Below are 23,454 nucleotides of genomic sequence, written 5' to 3'. Positions count from 1 at the left end.
CTCAGGCACCCTTCCCCTTGACCGCTTCCATACCGACCGATCTCGGACTGAACGAGGCGAACAGCGCCTGGATATAGGGCCTGAACATGTGCTCCAGCGCGCCGGCGAAGAGGATGACCAGGCCTTGAATGATGACGATCATGTCGCGGCTGATCGCCGGCATCTCGAAAGCGAGTTCGGCGCCACCCTGGTAGAGCATGCCGAACAGGATCGCGGCCAGCACGATGCCGACCGGATGCAGGCGGCCCATCAGCGCCACGGCGATGCCGACGAAGCCGGCGCCGGAGACGAAGTCGATCGCGACATTGTGCTGGTCGCCCATCACCGGGTTGAGCGCCATCATGCCGGCCAGCGCGCCCGAGATCATCATGGCGGTGATGATGATGCGGGTTTCAGAAATGCCGGCATAGCGGGCCGCCTTCGGGCTGTGGCCATAGGTGCGCATTTCGTAGCCGAGCCTGGTGCGCCAGATCAGCAGCCAGACCAGGAAGGCCATCGCCAGCGCCAGCAGGAAGCAGATGTTGAGTGGCGCCGAGCGGATCTTTGCGCCGAACAGTTCGATGATCCAGTTGAGCTTGGGCAGTTCGGCGCCGGCGAGGAAGTTGCGCGTCTGCGGCGCCTGCGACCCCGCCGGTTTCAGCGGACCGACCAGCAGGTAGACCATGATCGAGGCGGCGATGAAGTTGAACATGATCGTCGTGATGACGATGTGCGAGCCGCGCTTGGCCTGCAGATAGGCGGGGATCAGCGCCCACAATGCGCCGACGAGCGCCGAGGCCACGATGGCCAGTGGAAAGGTCAGCCACCAGGGCAGTGTGCTGTCGAAGGAAAGACAGACGATGGCGATGCCGAGGCCGGCGATGTAGGCCTGGCCCTCGGTGCCGATGTTGAACAGGCCGCAATGCGCGGCCACCGCCACCGAAAGCCCGGTGAATATGAAGGTGGTGGCATAGAACAGGGTGAAGGCGATGCCTGTGCCCTTGCCGAAGGCGCCTTCGACCAGGATGACGGCGGCGCGGAACGGGTTTTCGCCAACCAGCAGAACGACGAAGCCGGCGACGATGAAGGCGACCGACAGGTTGATCAGCGGGATCAGCCCATAGTCGGCCCAGGCCGGCAATTTGGCATAAGGCGTGCTCATGCGGCAGCCTCCTGCTCGACACCCGCCATCAGCAGGCCAAGCTCACCCTCTGTCGCCTCCGGGCCGCGCTCGCCGACGATGCGGCCGGCGAACATCACCAGGATGCGGTCGGACAGCGAGCGGATCTCGTCGAGTTCGACCGACACCACCAGCACCGCCTTGCCCTGGTCGCGCATGGCGATCAGGCGTTTGTGGATGAATTCGATGGCGCCGACATCGACGCCGCGCGTCGGCTGGCCGACGATGAGCACGCCGGGGTCCTGTTCGATCTCCCGCGCCAGCACGATCTTCTGCTGGTTGCCGCCGGAGAAGTTGGCGGTCTTCAGGCGCGGATTGCCGGGACGGATGTCGTATTTCTCGATCTTGTCCCTGGCATCGGCCATGATGGCGTCGACGTTGAGGAATGGCCCTTTGAGATAGCGAGGGTCGTCGTGGTAGCCGAGGATGGAATTCTCGTTCTCCTCGAAGGCCAGCACCAGCCCGACATGGTGGCGGTCTTCCGGCACGTGGGCCAGACCACGGTCGCGCAGTTCGCCGGGATCGGCCTTGCCGGTCAGATCGATCGGTTTACCGTCGAGCATCACGGACCCGGAAACGGCATGCCTGATGCCGGAAATCGCCTCGAGCAGCTCGGATTGCCCGTTGCCGGCGACGCCGGCGATGCCGACGATCTCACCGGCCTTGATATCGAAGGAGATGTCGTCGACCATGGTGACGCCGCGCGAATCCCTGACCGTCAGGTTCTTGACCGCGAGCTTGACGCCGCCGGCCTCCGCCTCGCCCTTTTCGACCCTGAGCAGGACGCGGCGCCCGACCATCAGTTCGGCCAATTCCTCGACGGTGGTCTTGGCTGTCTCCCGGGTCGCCACCATCGTGCCCTGGCGCATGACCGACACGGTGTCGGTGATGGCCATGATCTCGCGCAGCTTGTGGGTGATCAGCACCACCGTCTTTCCTTGGTCCTTCAATTGCCTGAGGATGCGGAACAGGTGGTCGGCCTCGGCCGGCGTCAAGACGCCGGTCGGCTCGTCGAGGATCAGGATTTCGGCGCCGCGATAGAGCGCCTTCAGGATTTCGACACGCTGCTGCAGGCCGACCGGCAACTCCTCGATGATCGCGTCTGGCTCGACTTCCAGGCCGTATTCGCGTTCCAGCCGGTCAAGCTCGGAGCGCGCCTTGGCAATGCTGCGCTTCAGCAGCGCGTCGCTCTCAGCGCCGAGGATGATGTTTTCCAGCACCGTGAAATTGTCGACCAGCATGAAATGCTGGTGCACCATGCCGATGCCGAGCGCGATCGCGTCGTTGGGCGTCTTGATCGATGCCGGCTTGCCGCCAACCCGGATCTCGCCGCTGTCGGCCTGGTAGAAGCCGTAAAGGATCGACATCAGCGTCGACTTGCCGGCGCCGTTCTCGCCGACGATGCCGTGGATGGTGCCGCGCGCGATCTCCAGGTTGATATCGCGGTTGGCGCGCACGGCGCCGAAACTCTTGTTGATGCCGATCAGTTCGATTGCGGCCGGTTCGATCGTGGCTTGCGCCATGCAGCCTGTCCCACTCTTATTTTTTTATCGCTTGGTCAAAATGCCTAGCATGACGCTCCGCCCATGCCAATTGGCCGGGGCAGCATCCACTCTCGACAAATCCCGGTGTGCTTGTCAATTTGCAACGTGGCTCGGGCTCGCACATTCGCTAATATGGCGAGGTCGAAATTCGCATCGCGATGCAAGGCATTGTGATGCAAGATCAGGGATTGCGAATGATCATGCCCGCCGACCGGCTGACGACGCTGGAAATCCGCGCCGCCGAGCAGGAGAAGACAATCGAGGAACTGTCGGGCCAGATCGCCGAACAGTGGACGGTGATCGAACGCATGCAGCGCAAGCTCGATGCGTTGACCGAGCGCTTCCTGGCATTGGAGGAGCAGGCGGCGCCGGATGTGCCGGTGACCAAGCCGCCGCACTGGTGAGGAAAAGGGGAGGGTCCTGGCATGGCCGGTGAAAGCGACCGCATCGCAAGGGCCGGCGATTATGTGCTCGGCCTGATGAGCGATGCCGAGCGCCAACGGGCCGAGCGCGATCTCGAGATCGACCCCGCCTTCCGCGACGCGGTGGTGCAACTCGCCGAACGCATGCATGTCTTCGATCGTGCCGAAAAACCAGCCGGCGCCAGTCATTGGGCGCTGGTCACGCAACGCCTCGCCGAATTGCCGCAGATGCGCAACGCCGGCCTGGGCGGCATCGAGGCCAAGTCGCCGACAGTGATCCGGGGCCTTTCCCGACGACCATACGGCATTGGCGTGCACGCGCTTGGCGGCCGGCGTGGACTTGTCGTTGCCATCGGGCTGATAGCGGCCTTCGCGCTGGGTTATCTCTTGGGGAAACTTTGAGCCAGCCGGCGCGACATCAGCATCATCGGTTCGCCGTCCTGCTCGCAAACCTCGACGGCTTCCCATCCGAGCGCTTTGTAGAACGTACGCGCTTCCCATGTGTAGAGGTAGAGAATCTCGACGCCGGCTGATGCCGCATGCGCTTCGATCGCCCTGACCAGCGCGGTGCCGGTTCCCTTGCCTCGATGGCAGGCATCGACGACAAGCCCGGCCAGCCACGGTGTCAGATCATGCGCCGGTTCCAGTTCATGGCGAACCAGCAGGCAGGTGCCGACGGGCACATCGTTCACGCGGGCGACCAGAGCCGTTTCAAGGCCGTCGCTGGTCAGCAGGTTGCGGATCCCTGCCGCATCCTCTTCCAGCGTCCTTCCCGTGCCCTCGAAGAAGGCGGCAATCCGCAGTCGCGCGACGACTTCGATGTCATGCCCGCGCATGGGGTCGATCGTTGGCTGCATTCCTCGCTCCATGCCATTTGCAAGCTTCGTTCGATTGCCAAAGCAAAACCGCCAGGCTTGCGCCCGGCGGTTGCAGATCATGGCTGTATGTCGCCGCCGATCAGTATGGGCAGGCGTTGTCGGCTGTGTAGTCGTGCACCTGTATCTTGCCGGAGATGATGTCGGCCTTGGCCTTTTCGACGGCGGCCTTCATCTCGTCGGTCACCAGCGCCTTGTTGTTGTCGTCCATGGCGTAGTCGACGCCGCCTTCCTTGAGGCCGAGGTTCTCGACGCCACCCTTGAAGGTGCCGTTTTTGCCATCCATGAAAGTGGTGTAGACGGCAACGTCGACGCGCTTCATCATCGAGGTCAGCACCTTGCCGGGCTGCAGGCCGTTCTGGTTGGAATCGACGCCGATACCAAGCTTGCCGGCATCAGCCGCCGCCTGCAGCACGCCGACGCCGGTGCCGCCGGCCGCGGCGTAGACCACGTCGGAGCCCTGGTCGATCTGCGTCTTGGCGATCTCGCCGCCCTTGGCCGGGTCGTTCCAGGCAGCCGGCGTGTCGCCGGTCATGTTCTGGATCACGTCGGTCGCGCCGGCGGCCTTGGCGCCGCCGACATAGCCGCATTCGAACTTGCGGATCAGCGGGATGTCCATGCCGCCGATGAAGGAGACCTTCTTCGACTTCGAGGCCATGCCTGCCAGGATGCCGACAAGATAGGAGCCTTCATTTTCCTTGAAGACCAGCGAGCGGACATTGGGCATATCGACGGCATCGTCGATGATGGCGAAGTTGAGGTCGGGATAATCTTTCGCGACCGCTTTCAGCGCATCTTCCCAGGCAAAGCCCGCCATGACGATCGGGTTGCGGCCGTCCTCGGCGAAGCGGCGCAGAGCCTGCTCGCGCTGCGAGGCGTTGGACACTTCGAACTCGACATAAGGCGTGCCGGTCTCGGTCTTGAACTTCTCGGCGCCATGATAGGCAGCCTCGTTGAAGGATTTGTCGAACTTGCCGCCCAGATCATAGAGGATGGCCGGCTGGACGTCCGCGGCGAAAGCCGGAAGAACCATTGCGGTTGCGGCCAGGAGGCCGAGAACGATAAGTTTCATGTGATCCACACCCTGTCGGTTATTTTTTCCGTTACGCACCGTCTGTCTGCCCGGTTCTCCGGCAGGCAAACGACGTTAGCCAGGAGTGTATTCCCCTCCCGCTTGCGGGCAATCTGGCACGACCCGAAACAAAATTCACGTGGAATTTTGACCTTTTGGAAAAGCGTGCCACGGGCAAGCCACGCCGCGATCCGATCGTTGCGTGCAAGCCGTCGGGAGGCAGCTGGAACGGTGCGGGCGATATCGATGGATCAGTTAGCCGCGAACTGGCCCGTGCGTCGCTGCCGCCGGTAGCCGATGGCGTAAAGCAGGAAGGCCAGCACCGCGAAGACGGCAAAGCCCGGCTGATTGAGCACCCAGGCGATGGCGCCGTCCCACAGCAGCGGACCGGCCTTGGTACGGACATAGGTTTCGAAGGCCGCCCGCGTATCGGGCGAGACGGCAAGCCAACTGGCGTTGAGCGGGGTCAGCACAAGGGCCGAAGCCGCCACGGTGCGCGTCGTGTCGAGCACCGCCATGATGACGGAAACCGACAGCGCGACCATGGCCGCGAGACGAAAAATGAAGCGAAACATCGAGGCTCTCCAAGGCTGATCCTGGACACTGACCAGGAGACCGCCGGCACTTGTCCCTAAACCAGAAATAGAATGCGTGCGGCTCGTCCGCAATCGCGATACGCGAATCTGAAAGACCGCGCCTTGTGAACCTATGCGACTGGCTTGCGTCCGCGGCGATGAACCAGCCAGACGGCAAGAATGCCGCCGGCGATCGCGCCGACCACCAGCCCGGCCAGTCCGATGAAGGCGGCGAAATAGCCGCAGCCGCCCTCGAAGCAACTGACCTCGGCGACATCGGCGATCACCGAGCCGGCCAGGAAGCCGCCAACGGCCCCGATGACCGCGCCCAGGATGATGCCGAGCAAGGCGGCGACGATGGAAACGAAGACCGATGGCGCCTCGGGCCGCGGCCTGGAATAGACGTCCTCGGCGCCGGAACCGCGGCGCAGCAGATAGATGCAGAGCAGGCCGATGGCGATTTCGGCGCCGCCGATGAGCAGGCTCCTGGCGGAGAAGACGAAATCGGGTATGGCAAGCGCATAGGCCTGCCTCGCCAGCACCCACGCGATGGTCGCTGCCTGCCAGATGATGAACTGGCGCGGGAAGCGTGCCGAACGTCCAAAGGCAAGGCCGAGCAGGTAAAGGCCCCACAGGATGGTTATGATGTCGACGGCGAGCCCGCCTAGGAGGAAATAGAAGATCCTGTCCGGCAGGCCGGAATTGCCGGTCAACCACCAGGCCGAGGCCAGGCCATAGACCGACCACGCCATGACGAAGATGAGCCAGCCCACAGGGACATAAGACAGGTCGCTGCCTGGGCGCCCGACTGGCGCCTGCCCACTGCCCGGTTGTTCACTGCTTGATGTCACGTCGCGACGATGCCCCCGCAAAGCCTCCGTCACTCGACAGGTGGCCAGCGGCGAAGTCAAGCGCGGCCGGCCTGACGGCCCTGGCTGTGCACATCATTCGGCGACGGCGGCCCAAAACGGGTGCGGCTGCGGCCTGGCCGAACAGTGTGTGGCCGGCAAAGCGAATAGACTGTCGTTATGGCTTGGCATTCGGCGCGGGATCGACTAGATGAGCCCCGCGCCTGTTGCTTTGACGGCTCCGGTGCGAAGGGAAGGTGTTTGCTGGTTGGCGGCACCCACGGCGCTGATATCGCGTGCCGGCTCCCTGAAGGGACCGCATTGTCCCCAACCCGCGCGGCGAAACCGGCCATCGCGAACAATGCAAGGACGGAGAGGTGGCCGAGTGGTTGAAGGCGCACGCCTGGAAAGTGTGTTTACGGGAGACCGTAACGCGGGTTCGAATCCCGCTCTCTCCGCCAATTTCTAGCCATCCAATCTGCACTCAACTATTTGTTTTTACTATAATTTTCGCCGCAACGCTGAACATCGTCCGGTAACCATTGCCTGAATTTGCTCTGGTTTCTGCTCCTGTTTCTGCTATGGTTTGTGGCGGATGCCTAAGCGTCGGCGCTTGGAGTCATGGTGCGGTGGGTAAGCAAATCAAACTCAGAAGGCGCGGCAAGGGCGGTATGCTCTACATGGTTCGGGACGTACCGGTGCGGTATCGATCGGTTGAGTCCAGAGCTGAGATATGGGTCAATCTCAACACCGACGTGTCTACCTTGGCGCAACAGAAAGCGCCCGGCGTCTGGAGCGATCTCATTGCAGGATGGGAAGCAAAGCTGGATGGCAACACCGCCGATGCTGAGAAGGCGTTCGATGCCGCGCAACGGCTGGCCAAGGCGCGCGGCTATCGCTGGTTGACGGCCGGTGACGTTGCCGGGCTGCCAAGGCACGAGCTTCTGGAACGCGTCGAAGCGGTACGGAAGCCAAACGGCAATCTGGACACAAAGGAGGCCGCTGCCTTGCTAGGTGGAGCCAAGGAGCCGGAAATCACAGTGAACCGGGCTCTCGAATTGTTCTGGGAGTACGCCACGACCGAGTCCACACGCGGCGCATCCGAAGATCAGATACGACGTTGGAAGAATCCTCGAATTAAAGCCATACGCAACTTCATCGGTGTCGTCGGTGACAAGGTTCTCGCAGCTATCACACGGGACGACATGCTGGACTTCCGAGACTGGTGGAGCAAGCGAATCGAAAACGAAGATATGTCGCCGGGGTCCGCAAACAAGGACATCGGGTATGTCGAGAACACCTTGCGACTCGTTAATGAAAAGAAGCGCCTTGGGCTGAACCTGCCGTTCGGCAAACTGACGTTCAAGGAAGATGACGATGAAGATAGCAAGCGCCATCCGTTCTCCGAAAAGTGGATCGCGGAAAAGTTGATGGCACAGGACGCTATGTCGGGGATGAATGACGAAGCCCGCGACGTGGTGTTGGCGATGGTCAACACCGGCATGCGTCCTTCCGAAATCGTCGGCCTCCTTCCGCAACACATCCATCTCGACGGGCCAGTTCCCTACGTCGAGATCAAGGCTGAAGGAAAGAAGACGAAAAACAAGCCGTCGCGCCGCTTTGTGCCGCTTGTCGGCGTGTCGCTCGCGGCGATGAAGCGACATCCTGAGGGTTTCCCGACGTACCGGTTCAAAGATCGGATTAGCGACACAGCCAACAAATTTCTACGCGAGAACGGCTTGCTGGAAACCGAAGTGCATACGCTTTACGGCCTTCGGCACGCGTTTGAGGACCGGATGCTGGCGGCGAAGATCGATGAAAGAATCCGCCGCGACCTAATGGGCCATTCGCTCGGTGGCAGGCAGCGGTATGGCGATGGCGCGCCGCTTGCGACCGTGCGGAAGCTGCTGGCGAAGATCGCCCACTAATTGGCCGTTCCTAACTTCTTGCTGACACCCACAAAGTTATCCCCTAGATGGGCCGGGTGCTTGAAACGAACGCGCCCTCTCTCAAACTACCTCCACCCTCGACGCGAGCGTGCGACCGGACTTTGAAGCGGCTGCGCGCTGCGCTTAAGACCGTCGCAGAGCTTGTTTCTGAGGATGTCATTTACCTGCCGATCTTTGAGCGGCTCGAACGGGAAGTCGCGCTTGCGGAAGTGCAGGCCGGGACGCTTGATCCAGTTGAGAAGGCGAGAGCCATCGCACGTGCCGTCAGGCATTGACCCGATACGGTTGAGTGCAGACTGATGATCACACTACACAGGAAGGATGTTAGCGTAATGTCAAAGCCGATTCACCGGGAAACGTTCTTGTCCGTTCGCAGCCTTTTGGATCGAGGCTGGACGCTGCCATTGATCGATGATCTGCTTTCCGAACCGGACCTTTTGACCCCATATCCGCCCGACCCGCGTCGGTCGTTGGAAGGATATCAGCTTGAACGGGTGGAAGCAGCCGAGAGGTTCCTGAAAAGCGTCCATACATGGGGCGCTTTGCAAGACGCGAAGAGGGAGGTCGCCGAGCGCGAGAAGGAAATCACGGCTATGGTGGCCGAACTCAACAGTGGCGATGCATTTGCTCGGGCGCTGGCAACCGGTTGATCGCAGGGAGCGGCATGCGGAACAATTCGACAATCGTGGTGTTTGCCGCAGGCTACATATTCGTATTCGTGCTGCTCATGACCATGAAGGCGATGGTCGTGCCCTCGGATGCGGCAGCGATTTGCAACGTGGGATGCCTCATCTATCGCGTCATGAGCGAGTTCCAGACGTTGCTCGCGGCGGGTGTCGCACTAATTGCGGCGATACCGGTATGGGAGCAAATTAAGAAGATGAATGTCCAACAGGACATCATGGCGCGCGAGATCATCGAACGGCGGCTCGATTCCATCGAAACCAAATGCCGCTATCTCGACATAAACACGACGAAGCTGTTGCAGGATATTTGGGGGACGGTCATCGATTTTTCCGATGACGAGTACGTCCCGTCTTTGGTGAAGCCGCAATGGGTCTTCAACATCAGGCACCACGCCGACCAGATAGCGTCTGAGCTTGGAAGGCACCAGGTCGCAAAGACTGATAGTGTGCGGATTGAGGCAGCGCGCGCGGAAGTAATCGACGCGCTTGCGGCACTTTCCAACTGTGCGGCCACCATCAGCGCTCCGGCAGAATATGCTGGTGATCCGATGGTGTCCGATGATGATATGCAGCGGATGGAAGCGGCTGTGCCGGACGCTCTGGATAGGTTCCCCGAATGTGCCGGCGCAGTAGACGACGCTCGAAAGGATTTCGTCGCAGTCGCAGCCGTCGAAAGTTCATCCGTGCGTGAGCGACTCCGGGGCATCGCGGAACAGTTGATCCGCAATCACAACGATTAAGACTATCCGTTGCGCATAGCTGAACGGTGCATCGCGCCCAGCATCTGGGATTGAATCTGCTGTTTCGACTGGCGGAAAGAGTCTGCGTCCTTGACCCCGTTGAAGATGAAATTATTGGTGCCCGCGCCGCGAGCGCGTCCAGCGCCCGTGCCGTGCAACGGTTCCCGGTTGTCGTTATTCATTTCAACCGGAATCTTCCGGCCGCGTGACAGCGGGATAACCGCTTCATTGTCGTGTAAAACCGCAGGCATGCCACCGCCAGAGGTATTTGCGGTACCCTCACGGAAATGTGGTGCGCCAGCCCATGCAGAGATCGGAAGCGCGGCCCGCGCTACAGACGAGTTGCTATAGCCCCCCTCAGAGAACAAGCCCCCAAGCAGCCCGCCTCCCATGCCGCCGCCCGAGAGCAGCGACGATACGAGCGACATGATCTGCGATCCGAACGCGCCAAGACCGGGAATGGCGGACGACAGCGGCCCGAGCAACTGAGAGATGCCCTGACCAAAGCCACCAAGGCCCGGCGTGGCTGTCTGCGCAGACTGCGCAGCCGTAGAAGCGCTCTGGCCAGCGGAGGCCAGCGCCTGACCCGCTGTAGTGAACTGCGGTCCTGCCGTGGTCGCCATAGCCCCTGCCGACGCGACGTTGGTCCCGGCCAAAGTGGATGCCGTGGCAAGATTCTGGTTTGCGGCTCGGAACTGATCGAGCGGCGCGCTTGCTGCCTGTGCCGCCTGCCCGATGCTGGACATCTTGGCGTCCAGCGCGTCAATGCTCTGTGTCGTCGTCGGATCGATGCCCGCTGGAATCGTCTGCTTCGGACGACCAACACCGAAGTCAGCATTCGGCCCGGAAATTAGAGTTTCCCTGCCAGCGCGGAAGCCTTCGACGGCCTCCTGCTTCATCATGAGAGCGCGGCGCTGCTGCTCGGTCATGGTCGACATGATCGTGTTCTTCGACACGCCAGCGGCAGCGGCAAGCTGATCCGTGTAACTCTTGGTGTTGTTCTCGAACGGCGGAGCATATTTCGCGATTGCCTGCTCCAAGGTCTTGTTCTTGTAGCCCGGCGAATTGAACAGAAGGTTTTCGCGAGCGGCACGGCCGTGCTCCAAGGTGTCGAACGCAGCGAAGCGTCCGCCGCCCGGCAGGTAACCCGGCTGCGATGCGGTATACTTCCCGGCTTCGATGTTGCCGGGATTGTTGTTGCGCCAAGCGAACGTTCCCATGCGCTTCATGACAGAACCGTCCGACTGCTGGAAAGCGGTGAAGCCGGGTCCAGCGCTCACGACCTTCTGGAAGCCAGTACCCATGGCCTCACCTACCTTGGTCATGGCAGCGGCCGGCGCAATCGTTCCACGCAAGCCTAGATCGGCAGCGGAGCCGAATGCACCCGTTGCCCCAAGGCTGCCGCGAAGGCCCAGACCGGCCGCGCTGCCTTCGATCGGGATACGGGCGTTCGCATCCGAAAGCCGTCCAGCCACGTTGGTGCCCGGAATGTCCGCCAGCGGCGCGCGCGTGATCTGGTTCAGGTTGGCAGGTGCCACGGCCTCAACCGCACGGCGGGTGCGCTCGGCATTGCCCGCCACCTCAGGCGAGTTGGCGAAGCTGCCCGCACCGACAGGCAGGCCATTGATGGACAGGCCGGACGTGTAGACGTTCGTCATTGCAGTGGTAATGTTTTCGCCGATGTTGGCGAGCTTGGCCAGCGCGTCTTCGGCCTGCGATTGACCGTTCTTAGCGCCGTCCATACCGATCGAGCCGAACATGTCCTTCAACATGGAGTCGAGGCTGATCTTGACGAAGCTGGCGAGGATCGAGCGTGCCAGAACGGCGAAGTCGGCATTGGCACCCGTTACAAAATTGGCGATCTGGTCGGACAGGCCACCGATGCCATCTGCGATGGCGTTCTGCATCTGGTCGTTGAAGTCGCCGACCTTGGCGGTCCATCGTTCGATGCCGTTGCCGATGTCGCCGTTCATCTTGGCAAGGCCAAACTGCAACTGTTTGAGGGATTCGAACTGCGAATCCGTCAGGTCGACGCCCTGCTTGAGAAGGTCGTTGCGGTCTTCGATCGCCTTGTTGATTGCCTGCTGCGCACTGCTTACCGCACCAGCGGCGGCAACCTGCTGGCGATAATCACGAATCAACGCGCCAACCGGATTGCCGTCGTCCAACGTCTGCGCAGCCAGAACACGCTTGGCGCTGGCGGTCTGGTCCGGCGACATGCTGCGCTTGCGGCCAATCTCATCAATGAGCTTCAACCGATCGAGATATTCGGAATTGGCCTTGCCGACCGCGTCGACTTTATCCCAGAGCTTGGATTCCTCAGCCGTGAGAGCGGACAAGCGAGCCGTTGCCGCGTCCGCTTCATGAGCGGCGTTCCGCTTCATCAAATCGTCATTTAGAAGATCGGCGTTCTGAATCTGGCGTGCGAAGTCGTCGGTCTGCTTGATGGCATCGCCGAACACATCGGACAAATCCTTCGACAGGCCAGCGCCGAAAGACGCAAAGACTCCGGCCATCGCGGCGAATGCATTGCCGATGCCGTCGACAAGGGCCTTGGTCGCGCGCGACCCGTTAAAGGCGGCATCCATGCCGGCAGCAACCAACACCAGCGCAGCGCCGACAGCCATCACCTTGCCCGTGAGGCCGGTCATGGCCTTGCCGATCGAGGCAACGGACTTGAGCGCTTCGCCGGCAGCAAGCCAGAGCAGCGCCGTCCGCAGCGCACCGAATGCGGTCGCGGCAGCGGTTGCAAGCGGTGCCAGCAAGATGATCGGGGAGGCAAGCAACCGCAGTGCGGTCACGGCCGAAGCGACGGCCACGTACCCCGCGAAGGCTTTAAAGAAGACCGCTACCTTGTCGGCGTTGTCGGAAAGAACCTTGGCCGTCGCACCCACGGCTTTGAATACGTCGCCAAGGGCCGCGCCAACGTCAGCGGCGAACTGCTTCGCAGCATCGGAATTGAGTACCTGGGCGAACTGCTTCGCCATCGCACCAAGGCCGGCATTGAAGCCGCTGTCGAAAACGATTCGCTGGAATCCAGTCCAAGCATTACCAAGGCTGACGATCTGTGCCTGCGACGAGTTCATTGCGGCTGCCAGCGCCGGGCCGAAACGCCCCTGCACAGTGTCCGCCATCTTGATCAGGGAATCGGATGTAATCGTCCCCTGCTGCATCATCTTCATGAGCTTTGCAGTCGGGACGCCAAGACTGTCGGCAAGGAGATTGAGAGCGCCCGGAAGATGGTCACCCAGCTGCTGCCGGAGTTCTTCGGCCTGCACAGTGCCCTTCGAAAAAATCTGCTCCAATGCTACGAAGGCGTATTTCTGGTTTTCAGCGCCGACGCCCATGGCGGCAAACGCGGTCGAGAAGCCGGCAAAGACCTTCTGGGTATCGGCAGCGGACACGCCGGACAGACGGGCTGCAACGGCAAACTTGCCGTAGGCTTCCGACGCGGTCGAAAGCGAGACAGGCATTTTCCCGGTCAGGTCGGACAGGAACTTGAGATGGTCCGCGACTTCGTCGGACGAGGTAGCAACCGCGCCAAGGGTGCGCTGGAGCGTGACGAAGCTGTTGCCGGTCTCATTGATCCCGCGCGCGACCGCGACGACGCTGACGCCCGCCAGCGCGGTTCGCAGCTTGTTGGCCACGGACGTGGTGGCCATAAGATTCGAGCGGAGGGAAGAGAGGCCGGAACTTGCGGCGCCAAAATTCGGGAGCGATGCCCGGCTGCGCAGGTTAAGGCCGTTCAGGCGCTGGAGAGCAGCGGCAGCGGCGGTGATCTTGGCGGGATTGACGGTGTTAAGGCTGGTGGCGAGTGCCGAGAGGTTGCGGACGGCAGCGGCGGGAGGGGACTTCCACCCGATCATCGCGGCACGAAGCTGAGTCAGAGTCGTGATCACGTGCGGATCGACCTTGATCCGCGACAGTGCCGCCATTGCCTCCGGCACTCGCTTGAGAGCGTCCGTGTTGAAGCGGAAGTTCGCAAGGGTGCGCTGGAGCATCTGGAGGTTGTTGACGAGAGACTTGGAAAGCTTGACGCGGTTCAGAGCTTCGATCGCCTGAGCCGTCCCACGAAACGAGCGGTTCAGGTTGTTTGTGTCGATTGCACTCAGCTTCTTAAGGCCGTCAAACACGCCGCGAGAGGCTTTATCAAACGCTCGAAGTGCCTTCATGGCGTCCGAAATCGAGGACGTAAATGCCTTGACCCCGCGCTCAGCAGCGCTGCCGTCCACACCGATTTTGATATTGTACTGATCGGCCATAGGGCGCACTCCTACGCGCGTGCTATCGCGCGGCTGGGGTCAAAGACTGTCGGGGATGATGAGCCGGGTCGGGGTGGGCGAAAGGATTAGGCGCGGCCCGCCGCCACCAGAAGTCGGTCGATCGTCAGTCGAGTGTATTCGTTGACGTGCGGACGCATGGCAGAGAACTCGGCGTAATAAGCATCGTCGGACATGGTGCCCCGGCCGGAGTTGCGGGCTAGACGCTCCGAGGCCAGGTGCTCAAAGCGATCGTTGATCTCGGCACGGGTACGAGGATCGCGGGCAGTCTCCCACAATTTCGCGCCGTCGATTGCAAATCGCCCAGCATCGGCGGGGACGTTTGCGGCCGTATTCGTAAACGCTTCCGTCGCTCTCGACGCGGCACGGACGGCCTCGTCGGATGGGGCATTGGCCCAAGCCAAGCGAGCCCCCAATGGGAGGTCGGCCGGATCGCGGACGTTGTGTTGTTCGAGAATCTGTCGCTGTTCATCGGTCATGCGGCTTCTGCCTCTGGAAGGCGGAGGTACTGCACCAGAGCCTTACGAATGATTGTTGAAATTGAAGTCTGCTCTTCGCGGGCGCGTTTCTCTGCGCGGATTGCGAGGAAGACAGAGCAACGGCAAGACAGAGACGCGTCCTGTTCGAACTTCTGCATTTCATTTACTCTTGATTTTTTGGGAAGTGAACTGCGCCCCGCGCTATCGATCATTTGGAAGACTAGCACATTTGTACGCAAAAGTCGAACAGAACCACATAGGTGGCTCACTAAACCCAACCGTCAGGCCTTCTTTGCCCATCTGAGGCTTTGGCCTTCCGCGCGGGTCTGCACTCAACCTGCATGCCTTGATATGGAGGATCGGCCCGGCCCCGTCCGATCGGGGCATCGCGGTGCGCCGCCGAGTGGTTCCATGCCGATGGGTTCTCCGAAAAGAGGGATGAGTGCAGAAATAAACCTCCGGACTCATGTTTATCCGGCAGCCCAAGACACCCTATAGCCACAACTATGCCGGGTACACGTATACCCATTGGGTCCCTCGGGGGGTGTATTGATGAGAAAAGCGAGCGGCAACAAAAAGTCGAGACAGACTCGACCTTTTGAACTCAATCCTAATTCGATCGGGATGCTCTAGCCTTCGCCATGCGGCACGCCCGGCACACCGCGCGGACGACGCGGGCGTGGGGCGTTGCCTAAAAGAGAAGGCCGGGACAATGGCCCGGCCTTCTGCACGCAACGTAAGATGCTTGGAGCTTATGCGGCTCGCGTCGTCGAGAGCGCCCGATACACGCTGCGCTCTGACACGCCAAGCTTGGCGGCAATGGCCGGCCGCGTGAGGCCATCCGCGTCCAGCTTCACGATCTGGTCGGCCTTATCCATCGCGGTCGGCTTTCGGCCCTTGTACTTGCCATCGACCTTGGCCTTGGCAATGCCAACCTTTTGCCTCTCTAGCATGACAGCCCGCTCAAACTCTGAAACGCCACCCATGACCGTTATGAGAAGTTTTCCCATCGGCGTCCGCGTGTTCAGGCTGTCACCTTTGTTGAAGTCAAGGATGATGAGGCCGATGTCACGGGACTCAAGCTCTTCGATGAGCGTGAGCAACTTGCTGACTGAACGGGCAAGTCGCGTCATCGTAGTGACCACCAACGTGTCACCTTCCTCCAGCCGCTCCATGAGCCTATCGAACTGCTCCCGGTAGCCAACGGCCGACGCATGTTCCTGATAGACCTTCTTACATCCCACGGCCTTCAGCGCCGCCACCTGTGCCTCCAAGCCGGCCACCTGTTCATCGGTGGAGGTGCGAGCGTATCCGAATTGCATAACCCCTACTCCTTTACTGCCAATTGGGTATCTGCCAAATTGGTATCATGCCAAAATTCTAAGTCAACCCTATTGGCAGGGATTCAGACCCATTTTCTCCACATTTTCAACATGCAACGAGGGCAGGCCCTATTGGCAGAAGGGTGGCATTTGAATCTCATTTTAATGATCGAGGAATCCTGCTATCGGGCGGCGAAACGGTCGCTGAGCGCGGCGCGAGCAATTAACCTTGGTGCGGGAGGGTTAAGAGGCGTTGGGGTTGTGTGCAGACAGCCGCGCTTTTTCTCGTCAAAGGTCGCGCTTATACAGCTAGGGCCATATTCCTATGAGCGAGTTCACGAACTACGTGCCGTGATACAAGCGGCCCGCGCGCCCGCTGGTATCAAAACTTTGCAGAATCGCGTCTCAGGACAGGCGAGAACGATTCTTCTGGACCTCGATTGTGCGAACGCCTGCATTCAGGAAATCGCCTATAGAATCTTTTACATCGGAGCCATCACCGTCCGGATCGATGCCGAGGGGCACACCCATCGCGATTGCGATGTTGACAAACAAGCTCGTAGCCATGATCACCCGATCGCGTTCGCTATCATCGTTGTCCTCTGGGCCGGATAGTTCGATGAAACTGCCCTGCTCTTTACCAGGATGCAGAAGGACCTTGTTTCTTTGACCCAGCGCAATACCGTGCCGCTCATATTCATCGAGGACATGAGGCGCGTCAAAGAAAGGGATTGTTCTCCAAACACCTGAAATTTCTATCTTGGCGAAGATAGAATCTTTCCATCCGAACTCTTTCGCCAGCGCAACTTGAATGCGCGTAAGCCCCAACAGAGCGTGTAGAAGGAGGTTCAAATCGACTACGGTAGGATTTTTATAGCGTTGCTCTTTGCAGATTTTCAAAAATCGATCTTTATGGTGATATCCATTGAGCCACGGTTCAAGATCGTCAAGGCTATTACTACGGAACTTTGAGAGTGGTATTACAATTTCACTGTGAAAATTGTGGCCCAGCTTCCACGTGAGTCCCAACATCTCCGGGTCGTTGTCCGCAGTCTGGCGGCATATAAAGCCACCAGAAGTCTGATAGATATTGTCGAATGGAATTGCGTAGCTCCCATTTCCGTCTGACATAATCTCCCGAACTTTTTGAAGCGAAACGGCGTTAATAGTGTCGTGATCACGCCAGAAGTCAGCAATAAGGAAGAGTCTGGCATACGCCGAGTTCTCTTCTGCCTCGGACGTTTCCAGTTCACGTCCGATCCAGTCCGCATAACCTTGTGTGATTTTCGAAGACCGGCTCCAAAGCTGGTCGAGAATGAATCTGTCATTCTCGGATTTGGGCTCGGACCCGTCCCCAACACGTCTATAGATGCGTCCATCCTTGTGGATGTACGGGGCCTCCGGTCCCCACGGAACTTGAATCATGATCACGCATCGATCTTCTGCAAGCCCGATCGTCTCCACCGGGCCGAAGAGGGCTTTGGACCGAAAATATGGAGAAGGCTGACAATGATTGGCAACGGACTGGCGTGTGCGTTGCAAGACGGCATCCGCTTCGTCTTTCGCAATACCGGGGAATGCACCAGCTACAGCGTCATCTTTTGACTTCTCGGTGACGCCGTAGAAAACCCACCCGCCGTAGGTGTTCGCAAACGCGGTTATGGACTTTGCAACTGCGCCCGCGTTTGGCACTTCGCGCTTGTACTCGACGTACCAGCCCTCGGCTACCGATGAGAGAATTGATAAGTCGTCAGCGCTTACATCATCAAAATCTTTGGAGAATGGGTTGTAATCAGTTCTCATCGAGGTCACCGCGCGCTTGGCGTTCGATCCAACTCGGCGGTGCCCCGCTCGGGAAGGTCCATTCGTATCCGGTCCTGTCCCTTAGCCTCTCCAGTAGCTTAGCGAGCCGTTCGAACATCAATTCGTTGAGGAAGGCCACCAATTCTCCCCACTCGTTTGCACCCCTGACATAGTAACCCAGCCGCATGGTGGCGCTTAGGTCAAAGCGGCCATCGCCGAAGCCGACTTCAATCGTTCCATCGATCGAATGGTGGCCGGCATTGTGGGCAAATCGCTTGTTCCGCAGTTCGATGAGTTCGTCATGGGCTTGGCGAAGATGCGCAGGAATAGCTTTCTGGGAGACACCACTTCCAATGCCGCCGTCAATCAGCCGAACATACGCAACAACGAAAGCGGACGTGAGCATGTCGTGCTCTAGGATCGCCTCAATGGTCGGCTGGAAGTCCGCCGTCGCGAGGCGCTGATGAATGTAGCTGACGCTCGTCATCACTTGAGAGGCACCGATAAGTCGGACCAGACTTTTGATGTCGCTATCGACGGCCTCCAAAATCGCTCGACCGTCGTCCAGCTTAGTTCGCAGCGCATCGCGCCATTCGGGAGGGAGGAACCGAATCGCCGCTTCGGGCACCACGACGTATTCGGTGCCTTCCGCGTCTTGCTCTTCGGCGGTGGTTTCCATGGCCCGTGATAAGACCTCAACCACTGTGCAAAATCAACGGACGGGCGCTGTTGGCCAGTTCGGCTGCCGCCCGGCGAACCGCGTTACTTTCCAGCCTTCCGGCTTGGCCCAGTCCCTCCCCGTTTGGGCTTGGAGCTTCTTTTTCGCTTGGGAGTAAACCAACGGTTTCCTATTAGCTCGAAGGACACGTCAAAACCCGTCACGCTATATGGTGCGCAGTTCATAACGATTGCGTCATCTGGATTGAAAAGCGCGATATTATATCCTTTTTGGCCAAACTGACTTTTGTATATAATTCCATCGTACCCAGCGTGCCTGAAAACCTCTGCTAATATTTGAGTTGGCACATAATCAGCCGTATCGTCAGCAAGGGTGACTGGCTTTGAGAAGGCATTGTCTATGTCAATCCATACTGCCGTTTCTTTCTGTTCAAGGGTTGGTGGTATGCCCTCCAAAAAATGACCCAACGGGATAGAGCCAAAAGCCGACAGACCGTGACCACGCGATAGGTTCACCACCTTCAACTTTCGCTTTAGTTTAAGCTGCGCAACTGAGATGTCTGCGCCGACCCAGGGTCGAACTTCGGAGATGACTGTTTGCTCGGTGTTGCCGAGATACAGGACCGGAACTCCCGACGCATTCGCCCGACCCTCCATTGCTCGATTTGGTCTCGGCTTCATTCGCGCAGCAGAGTAGCCAACCGGTTCCTCCGGATCATGTTTGCGGAATTGCGCATACTCAATACCCCGCTGCGCTCTGAAGAATACCGCACCCCTGCGGAAAAACACGTCCCGATCCTTCAGTGTCGCAAGTACGGTTGCGATAAATGCCTTAACATGCTCGTCCCAGACATATCGCTGTTGGAAGCGAACGCGCTTCGCAAAGTCCCAATAGCTTCTATAAGATGCAAATTCAGGCTTCTCAGGATTATCAGTATCCATTTCCCCACCGCTCTGCACACAACGCCAGTTTGGGGACAAGGTCCGATGAGTGCAAGTGAAAGCGTCTGCGCTCGACCTTCAATGCGCCGACATGCGGGGAGAATGCGGCCAATGGGGTTGAGTGCAGATTGGGTCAAACACTGACGTTTGACTCCACGGACTCCACGGACTCCAGGGTGTTTTGAAGTTACACGTGAGAACAGAAATTCTCCCCACCGCCAGTACAGAGCCAGCGACAACGTTCGGCAATGAAAATTCCGAATCCTATAGAGATTGCGATTCACCGTGGAGTCCGTGGAGTCCGTGGAGTCGATGTGCCCTGATCACCGCATGAAGAGAGCATTGATGAAGTCGTCGGCGTCCTTCGCGACCTGTCTGCACTCATCCGGGTCATTCTTGTCGACTACGCGGATGAAATCGCGTTCATCTTCCGCAGTGTCGGGATCGAGAGGAGTCCACTTGCGTTCATAAGCAGCGACCATATCCGGCAGCGGCGGCAATACGTATTCGCGCTTGCCGCGTCCCGGCCGAGTGTCGTCGATCTCGGCTTCGGTGTCTTTGAACTTGTCCACGAAGAATTTGCCGATCTCGCCGGGACCGACCTGCCCGCCGCCGTAGGGTTTGACCGCCGATTGGTAGCTCTCCCGGACCATTTCCTTGGTAACCTGAATAGACTCGGTCAACCACATCTCCGAGGTGCGTTCGTCCAGAAGGTCCATGCTGGCCGCGCCGGTGAAGGATCCGGACTGGAGCACACCGCGAATCCATCGCTCATCGGCCGGAAGTGCGTTAATAATCTGCCCGATCAGAGCCGCCGTCTTCGGCGGACGGCGGAGGTCAATGTCGGAGATATCCAGTTCAAGCAGATCATGCAGCATCGCAGATGCGGTTTTGCCGCCATAGATGTCAGCCGCTAGCGCGTCGAAATATGCCGCGTCACCGATCCGCGCATCACTGACGACCGTAGCCGCGTATCGCCGTTCATCCGGCGTAGCGCGAACTACGCTTTTCGCGTTCGAAATGATGATGAACCTGCGACTGTCTCGCGTAGGCACCGGGTCCGCGAACTTGTTTTCCAGCAGCACCACCTCGCTGGTGATCTGGTCTTTGAGGGAGCTGTCCGCTTCCTTGTCACCACCCCAAAAAGACTCTTCGGCAGTCACCAGCAGCTTACCAGCCATATGGGCATTAAAGTTGCCCGTGAGATGCTTGCGATTGTTCACCTTCACACTGTTTCCAAGCCCGAGAATCTGGTGAAGTGGCACCGTGAACAGGCTCTTTCCCGTCCCCTTCAATCCGTGCAGGAGCAGAGCAGTGCCCGGCTTCGTGGCAGGGCTCTGAAACAGGTCCGCCATCCATCCCATAAAGAACCGAAACAGCCGCATGTCACCATTGCAGATCACGTGGAAGACGTGCCGCTGGAACGACATCCAATCTCCGGCGACGGGCTCAACTGCGAGTCCCTTATACAGATTGTAGTGTTCACCCGGCGTCGGGTCTGCCGTGCCATATCGATAGGGGGTGCAAACCACGTCGGTTCGATAGTCCCGAAGGTGCGAGCCCTTCCACAGTGGAAACAACGGTTCCATGTCCGACCCCGCGCCGACCTTCCATGGCGCAAAGACCGTTTCGGCGGCGCGGATGGTTTTCCATCCGTCCGCCTCATCGCGCTTCTGAACGATCATTACATCGGTGCCGCGCTCGACCATGGCGATTTCCTTGTTCAGCGCTGCGATACCCGCGTCCAAGGTCTCGAAATGATACGGCGACTTAGGGTTATGACTAGCCTTCGCGCAAAGGTCCTCGAAATCGTGCCGAAGCGACCCAATGGGCGTTCCGGTCTTCGACTTGATAACCGCGAGTACGCGCTCCGCTTCACGCTCAGACAGCACCACAAGGGTCTTTAGAAGCGCCTGCACGTCCTCGTCCAAGGTCAGCTTGGTCATCTGATCAACCGTTTCGAAGGCCTTGGCCAACACCATGCCCTGAGCCTGCTTGCTTCCGAAACGGGCAGCTTCGATAGTGCCGCCATTATCGGCAGGCCCGGCGTCCCCGCTCTCAACCAGATAGATACCTTTTGTCAGCGCGGCAGAAGGAAACCAGCCGGCATTAATGGCCGCGCAAAGCATCTTCAAACGGTCGCGGCCATGTGCCTGACAACCGTTGTGGGAGCAGCCGAAGGCGAAGTCTTCTGCACTCATCCCGGCAGACTGGACGTAGCAGCCCAAGTCATCCGGCTTGCCCGGCTCCGAATGTAGGTGCTCGGTTGGACATGCGATGGAGAGCTTGTCGTTGCCCTGATCCTGCCGAATGCGTTCAGGTGCCAGATCGTTGAAAAGTTGGGCAATGTCGAACTCGTGTCCGTGCTTCGCGCACCACGTGTTGAGGTCGAAGCCGTCTGCCGTAACAATGCGCTCGCGGGAGCCCATGCCGTTCCCGGCCGAAGCGAAGGGATCGGAATCCGACGTGCTTACAGGAATTTCCTCGTAAGGAAGCAAACGGCCGCAATTCAATACGATGCGAAAGTTCTCAGCCCCCTCCGGGTGACGGGGAAGGAAAAATACTCGGCTCGGGTCGACTGCCGCACGATCGACGGTGACTCCAAGCTTCTGACCAAGGCCGATAACCTTGTGCGACCATTCCCGCAGTACCGCCGCCTGCATCTGCGCCTGCTCCCGGATGACCAGCGGCGCTGCGAGCGGAAACAGGACTCGAAACTTGTCGAACGGCGTCGTGCTGCAAACGAAGTTGACCGCGCCGTCGTGTGCCGTCGTGATCTCAAAAATCCCGTCGATCACAAAGTCTTCGTAGCGACCAAGGAACCGAAGATAGGCCTGTGCATCGACAATCGAAGGCTCACCGTGCAGTCGGTCGAGTTTGGCCCATCGCATGTAGTCGTCGCGCTTGATTTCAACGGTGCCCTTCCCATTGCTATGGGTTGAATACAGGATCGCGGTGTAGCCAAGCTCTCCAATGCGCTCGGCCGTCGCGGCAAAGCGTGCGCCATTATCGATGTCGAGACCCATCATATACAGCGCAGTGACATTGCTCTTCGAACGCTTCCCGCCGGAGCCGAGCGCACCCATGACGAGACAACGGCCAGCCTTTTCACCAACCTTATGAGTAGAAAATTGATTGGTAAAAACAGTTCCGAACGGGGTCGGGAGAGTGGTCTTCCAAGAGGTTGCGGTGTGCTTACTCGCGCCTGAAACAACGATCGGCAGGTTAGCGATCTCGTCGGTCAACACGCCCCAAATTTCGGCATCGTTGATCCAATCATCAGCGGCCCATTCCCAAAGCCCTTTCGCCCCCGCGTCGAAAGGGTTGTCATTGTCGGCAGCGCGATCGTTCGCGGGATGGAGCGGCTCGATAACGGGGTGGCGAGCGGGCGTGTTGATGGCGGGCGCGGATTTCATATTTCACCGAGTCTAACGGCCCATGGAGTGGGCGCAAGCGACCGTTCGCGCGAAAGATAGCGCGTCGGACTGTCTAATGGCGTCGGTGATATTTGCGGACACCGGGCCAGATGATTTTGAGCGGACTTCGCCGGAGGCGGAAAAAGACAACCGCCTCCGGCGACGCCAAGCGATCAAATGTGATCACTCTACTTGGTGTCCGCGTCTAATAGTTATTCACGACCCATTGAATAAACAAGTGAAACTTAGGAACGGCTCTATTGTTGCATCATGCATGAATATACGGTCGCCGATGACACCCAAAGCCAAGATCATCGGCGACCGCAACATGGCGCGAGGCGTCCGACCCTCGCGCCAATCCAATCAACCGAGCCAGTAGCTACGCGTCACCCGGTGCTCGATCTCGTTCACTGTGTCGGCAACGTCTTCGGTGCGGTCGAGACCGGCTGATACCAGCTTCTCGCGGCTAAGCGCGAACAGCACCTCGCCAACAACCGGCCGAGGGTTCAAGAGCAAGTCGTCGGTGCAGTGGTCATAGCAGGTCCCGGAATAGTGCACAGCGAATTGAAACCCTTCCCGCGTCCCCTGTCGGTAGCGACCAGCGAAGCGGATATGATGGTCGAGGTAGAGTCCAAACTCGCTCAAACGCGCGATTCCGTGGCCA

The 23,454-nt window shown here is 59.4% G+C and carries 20 protein-coding genes and 1 tRNA gene; 7 read left to right on the top strand and 14 right to left on the bottom strand.

What is annotated here, in order from left to right:
• Nucleotide 1 precedes the first annotated feature (1 nt).
• Together LB569_RS22585 and LB569_RS22580 are read right to left on the bottom strand one after the other, a co-directional pair.
• Nucleotides 2–1,141: an ABC transporter permease gene (locus LB569_RS22585; RefSeq protein ID WP_140704249.1), complete on the bottom strand. Its 1,140-nt coding sequence runs from the start codon at nucleotides 1,139–1,141 to the stop codon at nucleotides 2–4.
• Nucleotides 1,138–2,667 (bottom strand): ABC transporter ATP-binding protein, encoded by a 1,530-nt coding sequence (locus tag LB569_RS22580; RefSeq protein ID WP_224694163.1) that lies wholly within the window; start codon nucleotides 2,665–2,667, stop codon nucleotides 1,138–1,140. The genes LB569_RS22585 and LB569_RS22580 overlap by 4 nt, the downstream gene beginning before the upstream one ends.
• Before the next feature lie 233 nt (nucleotides 2,668–2,900).
• Here LB569_RS22580 and LB569_RS22575 point away from each other — a divergent pair, with 233 nt between their 5' ends.
• The gene (locus LB569_RS22575; protein ID WP_181173652.1) at nucleotides 2,901–3,107 is read left to right on the top strand and encodes a SlyX family protein; all 207 of its coding nucleotides are present in this window, start codon (nucleotides 2,901–2,903) and stop codon (nucleotides 3,105–3,107) included.
• A 21-nt stretch (nucleotides 3,108–3,128) separates the two neighbouring features.
• Entirely contained in the window at nucleotides 3,129–3,527 is a 399-nt protein-coding gene (locus LB569_RS22570; protein WP_140704251.1) for a hypothetical protein, read from the top strand.
• Here the strand turns inward: LB569_RS22570 and LB569_RS22565 are convergent.
• The 4 genes from LB569_RS22565 to LB569_RS22550 all read right to left on the bottom strand — a co-directional run bounded on the left by LB569_RS22565 (nucleotide 3,506) and on the right by LB569_RS22550 (nucleotide 6,498).
• Nucleotides 3,506–3,982: a GNAT family N-acetyltransferase gene (locus LB569_RS22565; protein ID WP_224694153.1), complete on the bottom strand. Its 477-nt coding sequence runs from the start codon at nucleotides 3,980–3,982 to the stop codon at nucleotides 3,506–3,508. The genes LB569_RS22570 and LB569_RS22565 overlap by 22 nt on opposite strands.
• 100 nt (nucleotides 3,983–4,082) lie before the next feature.
• Complete coding sequence (locus LB569_RS22560; protein WP_224694152.1) at nucleotides 4,083–5,072, bottom strand: BMP family protein; 990 nt, start codon at nucleotides 5,070–5,072, stop codon at nucleotides 4,083–4,085.
• Nucleotides 5,073–5,323: 251 nt separating this feature from the next.
• Nucleotides 5,324–5,647: a hypothetical protein gene (locus tag LB569_RS22555; protein ID WP_224694151.1), complete on the bottom strand. Its 324-nt coding sequence runs from the start codon at nucleotides 5,645–5,647 to the stop codon at nucleotides 5,324–5,326.
• 131 nt (nucleotides 5,648–5,778) lie between these two features.
• Entirely contained in the window at nucleotides 5,779–6,498 is a 720-nt protein-coding gene (locus LB569_RS22550) for a DUF2569 domain-containing protein (RefSeq protein ID WP_224694150.1), read from the bottom strand.
• A gap of 368 nt (nucleotides 6,499–6,866) precedes the next feature.
• Here LB569_RS22550 and LB569_RS22545 point away from each other — a divergent pair.
• The 5 genes from LB569_RS22545 to LB569_RS22525 all read left to right on the top strand — a co-directional run bounded on the left by LB569_RS22545 (nucleotide 6,867) and on the right by LB569_RS22525 (nucleotide 9,870).
• Nucleotides 6,867–6,956 (top strand) — tRNA-Ser (locus tag LB569_RS22545).
• A gap of 168 nt (nucleotides 6,957–7,124) precedes the next feature.
• Nucleotides 7,125–8,423 carry a tyrosine-type recombinase/integrase gene (locus LB569_RS22540; RefSeq protein ID WP_224694149.1) on the top strand — a complete coding sequence of 433 codons (1,299 nt, stop codon included), beginning with the start codon at nucleotides 7,125–7,127 and terminating at the stop codon, nucleotides 8,421–8,423.
• Nucleotides 8,424–8,545: 122 nt separating this feature from the next.
• Nucleotides 8,546–8,719, top strand: coding sequence for a hypothetical protein (locus tag LB569_RS22535; protein WP_224694148.1), 174 nt, complete (start codon nucleotides 8,546–8,548; stop codon nucleotides 8,717–8,719).
• Between the two features lie 57 nt (nucleotides 8,720–8,776).
• A complete protein-coding gene (locus LB569_RS22530) occupies nucleotides 8,777–9,094 on the top strand; it encodes a hypothetical protein (RefSeq protein WP_224694147.1) in 318 nt (105 codons plus the stop codon).
• A gap of 14 nt (nucleotides 9,095–9,108) precedes the next feature.
• Nucleotides 9,109–9,870: a hypothetical protein gene (locus tag LB569_RS22525; protein WP_224694146.1), complete on the top strand. Its 762-nt coding sequence runs from the start codon at nucleotides 9,109–9,111 to the stop codon at nucleotides 9,868–9,870.
• Between the two features lie 2 nt (nucleotides 9,871–9,872).
• Here the strand turns inward: LB569_RS22525 and LB569_RS22520 are convergent, their stop codons facing one another.
• The 8 genes from LB569_RS22520 to LB569_RS22485 form a co-directional block, all read right to left on the bottom strand.
• Complete coding sequence (locus LB569_RS22520) at nucleotides 9,873–14,132, bottom strand: tape measure protein (protein ID WP_224694145.1); 4,260 nt, start codon at nucleotides 14,130–14,132, stop codon at nucleotides 9,873–9,875.
• Nucleotides 14,133–14,218: 86 nt separating this feature from the next.
• Nucleotides 14,219–14,629: a hypothetical protein gene (locus LB569_RS22515; RefSeq protein ID WP_224694144.1), complete on the bottom strand. Its 411-nt coding sequence runs from the start codon at nucleotides 14,627–14,629 to the stop codon at nucleotides 14,219–14,221.
• Nucleotides 14,630–15,381: 752 nt separating this feature from the next.
• The gene (locus LB569_RS22510) at nucleotides 15,382–15,951 is read right to left on the bottom strand and encodes a recombinase family protein (RefSeq protein ID WP_224694143.1); all 570 of its coding nucleotides are present in this window, start codon (nucleotides 15,949–15,951) and stop codon (nucleotides 15,382–15,384) included.
• A gap of 405 nt (nucleotides 15,952–16,356) precedes the next feature.
• The gene (locus LB569_RS22505) at nucleotides 16,357–17,754 is read right to left on the bottom strand and encodes a helix-turn-helix domain-containing protein (protein ID WP_224694142.1); all 1,398 of its coding nucleotides are present in this window, start codon (nucleotides 17,752–17,754) and stop codon (nucleotides 16,357–16,359) included.
• The gene (locus LB569_RS22500) at nucleotides 17,744–18,433 is read right to left on the bottom strand and encodes a hypothetical protein (protein WP_224694141.1); all 690 of its coding nucleotides are present in this window, start codon (nucleotides 18,431–18,433) and stop codon (nucleotides 17,744–17,746) included. Before LB569_RS22500 ends, LB569_RS22505 begins: the two co-directional genes overlap by 11 nt.
• An 83-nt stretch (nucleotides 18,434–18,516) precedes the next feature.
• On the bottom strand, nucleotides 18,517–19,374 hold the full coding sequence (locus LB569_RS22495) for an RES family NAD+ phosphorylase (protein WP_224694140.1): 858 nt from the start codon (nucleotides 19,372–19,374) through the stop codon (nucleotides 18,517–18,519).
• A gap of 323 nt (nucleotides 19,375–19,697) precedes the next feature.
• Nucleotides 19,698–22,790 carry a primase-helicase family protein gene (locus LB569_RS22490; RefSeq protein ID WP_224694139.1) on the bottom strand — a complete coding sequence of 1,031 codons (3,093 nt, stop codon included), beginning with the start codon at nucleotides 22,788–22,790 and terminating at the stop codon, nucleotides 19,698–19,700.
• 363 nt (nucleotides 22,791–23,153) lie between these two features.
• A complete protein-coding gene (locus LB569_RS22485; protein WP_224694138.1) occupies nucleotides 23,154–23,435 on the bottom strand; it encodes a hypothetical protein in 282 nt (93 codons plus the stop codon).
• Nucleotides 23,436–23,454 lie beyond the last annotated feature (19 nt).

Source organism: Mesorhizobium sp. BH1-1-4 (assembly GCF_020165665.1).
Classification (GTDB): Bacteria; Pseudomonadota; Alphaproteobacteria; order Rhizobiales; family Rhizobiaceae; genus Mesorhizobium.
This window is presented reverse-complemented; position numbering and strand designations above follow the sequence as displayed.